This window comes from Intestinibacter sp., assembly GCF_022780145.1.
Lineage (GTDB): Bacteria > Bacillota > Clostridia > Peptostreptococcales > Peptostreptococcaceae > Intestinibacter.
Genome location: NZ_JALEXO010000107.1, coordinates 1 through 4034 on the forward strand (window position 1 = coordinate 1; position 4034 = coordinate 4034).

The window sequence follows — 4034 nt, forward strand, 5'->3', positions numbered from 1 at the left end:
TTTGATGAATTTATTACAAACTTATTTAAAAAATGAAGTAGATGAATTAAATAGAAATAATGTAAAATTAACAGCTATTGGAGATATAGAAAAATTACCAAAGGCTTGTTTAGACGAACTAAAAAGAGCTATGGGATTAACTAAAGATAACGACGGACCTAATTTAAATTTAGCTTTAAATTACGGAGGTCGATACGATATCACAGCTGCAGTTAAACAAATTTCTAAAGATATTGAAAGTAAAAAGTTAAGTTCTGAAGATATTACAGAAGAAACTATAAAAAATTATCTAAGTACTAAGTCAATTCCAGATCCAGATTTAGTTATAAGAACAAGTGGAGAACAAAGATTGAGTAATTTCTTACTTTGGGAGCTAGCTTATGCTGAATTGTATTTTACTGATGTATATTGGCCAGACTTTGATGAAAAAGAGCTTCAAAAGGCTATATACACGTATCAAAATAGAGATAGAAGATTTGGTGGACTTAAGTAAGGAGCGTCTTTATGAAAACCAGAATTATAGCAGGGTTAGCTTTAGTCCCATTATTGCTATTAGTGATTTTAGGTGGTTTGCCTCTTTATATAGGCGAATTTGTAATCATAGTAATAGCGATTAATGAATTTTACAAAGCTTTTAAAATAAAAGAAATAAATCCTATATTTATCTTAGGATATATATTTGCTTTTTATTTATTTATAAAAAATTGTTTTGGCTTAGGGATGAACTATACTTATATAGTGATGTTTGTTTTATTCGTATGTTCTATTATACCTATGCTACAATGTAAAAAAAATATTATGGATATAATAGTTACATTTTTTGGGATTTTTTATGTGGAAATATTGCTAGATTTTATAGTTCTTATAATGAATAATTTTCCTGATGGTCATAAATTAGTGTGGTTAGTCTTTATAATAGCATTTATGACTGATACCTTTGCGTATTTTTCAGGATATTTATTTGGAAAACATAAATTAATACCAAATGTAAGTCCGAAAAAGACAATAGAAGGAAGTATAGGTGGTATACTTGGAAGTACAATATGCTGCTTAATATTTGGACATATATTTAATTTGAATATGGTTTTGATGTTGATATTAGGAAGTATAGGAAGTATAATTGCACAAATTGGAGACTTGTTTGCATCTTCAATAAAAAGATACGTTGGAATAAAGGACTACGGAAATCTAATACCTGGACATGGTGGTATATTAGATAGATTTGATAGTGTAATACTTGTTACACCTTTTGTATACAGCGCTATAATATTTTTTATTAAATAAAAGCTGGCTCAAAATTTTTGAGGCAGCTTTTATAGTTTGTAGTAAATATAATTTTAAACGAAGAAAAAATTATAATTTTTTTTAGATTGAATATATTAAAACTATAGTAAGAAAAAATTAATATATTTAAAATGAAATAGTGATATAATACATTTGTATAACCTATTAAGATGAGGAGATTAGACATGAAAAAGCTTACAATATTAGGATCAACAGGGTCAATAGGGACACAGACTTTAGATGTAGTTAGAAAAAATAGAGATAAATTTGAAGTAATAGCTATATCGGCAAATAGAAGTGTAGATTTGCTACTCGAGCAAATTATCGAATTTAGACCAAAATTCGTGGCAGTATACGACAAAGAAAGTGCAGAAAAGCTAAAAAAATTAATACCGAAATACATAGATATAGAGGTTTTAGATTCGATGGAAGGGCTAATTAAGATATCTACTCTAGATGAGATAGATGTAGTTTTAACTGCAGTAGTCGGTATGATAGGTCTTATTCCTACCGTAAAGGCTATTGAACACAAAAAAGACATAGCATTAGCAAACAAAGAAACACTTGTAACAGCTGGTGAAATAGTCATGAAGCTAGCAAAACAAAATGGTGTAAATATACTACCAGTAGATAGCGAGCACTCAGCTATATTTCAATGCTTAAATGGAGAAAATAAAAAACAAGTAAACAAGCTTATTTTAACTGCATCAGGAGGACCTTTTAGAGGGAAAACAAGAGAAGAATTGATAAATGTTACAAAAAGAGAAGCTCTTAAGCATCCAAATTGGAGCATGGGACAAAAGATATCTATAGATTCTTCTACTTTGATGAACAAGGGTCTTGAGGTGATAGAGGCGAAATGGTTATTTGATATGGACTACAAAAATATAGACGTTGTAGTGCATCCTCAAAGTATTATACACTCTATGGTAGAATATATAGATACTTCTATTATAGCTCAGTTATCTATGCCAGATATGAGGCTTGCAATAGAGTACGCTCTTACGTATCCAAATAGGATAAAAAGTGATTTTGAGAGAATAGATTTTTCAAAAATAAATAAGCTGACTTTTGAAGAGCCTGATATGAATACATTTCCTTGTTTAAAGCTTGCATATGATGCTTTAAAAGAGGGAAAAACTTATTTAACGGTGTTAAATGCTTCTAATGAGGTGCTTGTAGAGAATTTTCTAAAGGATAAAATCGGGTTTTACGATATACCTTATTATATAGAAAAATCTCTAGATGCGCACAATAGCATCACAAGTCCGACATTAGAAGATATTTTAGAGGTAGATATATGGGCGAGAAATTATGTGAAAAATTTACTAAAATAGGAAGGTGAACAAATGACTATAGTAATTGCATTATTATTGTTTGGTATAATTATCCTTATCCATGAATTTGGACATTTTTTATTGGCGAAAAAAAATGGGGTAACTATCCATGAATTTTCAATAGGTATGGGACCTAAAATATACAGCAAGGAAAAAAACGGCACTGAATACTCCATAAGAATACTTCCAATAGGCGGATATGTGAGTATGGAGGGAGAAGAAGATGGATTTGATAGATCAGACGATGAAGACGAGTTAGAAGAAGGAAAAGATTTAGTCTATGAAAATAAAGACAATAAAAGCGAAGTTTCAGATGAAATAGACGGTGAAGTAGCTATAAATGAAGGATCTTTTGCCGAAAAAACTATACTTCAAAGAGCTAGTATAATATTTGCAGGTCCGCTTTTTAACTTTTTAGGATGCATTGGATTTTTAGTAGCCTTATTTTTAATAATAGGGGTTCCTACAACTAAAGTTGGGACTTTAATCGACGATGCCCCAGCTAAGGCAGCTGGAATAATGGTAGGCGACGAAATTAAATCTGTAAATGGACAAGATGTAGATTCATCTACTGATATAACAGATATAATTTCAACATCTAAAGGAGAAAAAGTAAGCGTAGTAGTTAATAGAGACGATAAGGATATAAAATTCGATATAAATCCAGTATTTAACAAAGATACACAGACCTATATAATAGGTATAACATTTGATAGAACAAAAAACATAGTAAAATCATTTACAAACTCAATTACAACTACGTGGGATATAACTGTGCAAATGGTAGAATTTCTAGGTCAATTAGTCACAGGTAGAGTCGAAGGTGGAATTTCAAATTCTGTAGCTGGACCTGTTGGAGTAATAGGTATGGTTTCAGATGCCGCCAAGACAGGTATAACTAACTTACTTTACTTAGGAGCAGTTATAAGCTTGAACCTTGGAATTATGAATTTAATTCCATTCCCTGCATTAGATGGAGGAAGACTTCTTTTACTATTAATCGAAGGATTAAGAGGTGGAAAGAAACTAGATCCAAGCAAAGAGTCTATGATAAATATAGTTGGAATGAGTATTTTAATGGCGTTTATGCTATTTATAACATATAAGGATATTTTGAGATTATTTTAATTGTATAATTTAGAGTAGAAGGTGAAATATGAGTTACAAAAGAAAATTAACGAGAGAAGTTAGAGTTGGAAACGTAAAAATTGGAGGAAACAATCCGATTTCAGTACAATCCATGACTAATACAGATACAAGAGACGTAAAAAAAACTGTAGAGCAAATAAAAAGACTTGAAAAAGCAGGCTGCGATATAGTCAGAGTTGCAGTTGTAGATATGGAGGCAGCTAAAGCTATATCAAAAATAAAAGAACAGATAAATATACCTATAATTGCAGATATACATTTTGA

5 protein-coding genes are annotated in these 4034 nt (G+C 30.4%); all 5 read left to right on the forward strand.

Translation table 11 applies throughout. From position 1 onward, the window contains the following. The coding region (uppS, locus tag MR593_RS03850; RefSeq protein ID WP_290687065.1) for a polyprenyl diphosphate synthase at positions 1–493 on the forward strand (493 nt) is incomplete at its 5' end. Between the two features lie 11 nt (positions 494–504). Continuing rightward, entirely contained in the window at positions 505–1284 is a 780-nt protein-coding gene (locus MR593_RS03855; protein ID WP_290687066.1) for a phosphatidate cytidylyltransferase, read from the forward strand. Between the two features lie 185 nt (positions 1285–1469). Further along, complete coding sequence (locus MR593_RS03860) at positions 1470–2621, forward strand: 1-deoxy-D-xylulose-5-phosphate reductoisomerase (protein ID WP_290687068.1); 1152 nt, start codon at positions 1470–1472, stop codon at positions 2619–2621. Positions 2622–2633: 12 nt separating this feature from the next. Then, positions 2634–3749, forward strand: a complete 1116-nt coding sequence (gene rseP / locus MR593_RS03865; protein ID WP_290687070.1) for an RIP metalloprotease RseP — start codon at positions 2634–2636, stop codon at positions 3747–3749. 28 nt (positions 3750–3777) lie between these two features. Continuing rightward, positions 3778–4034 (forward strand): flavodoxin-dependent (E)-4-hydroxy-3-methylbut-2-enyl-diphosphate synthase (locus tag MR593_RS03870; protein ID WP_290687071.1); only part of this gene is annotated, 257 nt, incomplete at its 3' end.

Bases quoted from the DNA above. Each gene is read 5' to 3' on its own strand.
- MR593_RS03855 (WP_290687066.1), top strand. From the start codon at position 505: ATGAAAACCAGAATTATAGCAGGGTTAGCTTTAGTCCCATTATTGCTA.
- MR593_RS03860 (WP_290687068.1), top strand. From the start codon at position 1,470: ATGAAAAAGCTTACAATATTAGGATCAACAGGGTCAATAGGGACACAG.
- rseP (WP_290687070.1), top strand. From the start codon at position 2,634: ATGACTATAGTAATTGCATTATTATTGTTTGGTATAATTATCCTTATC.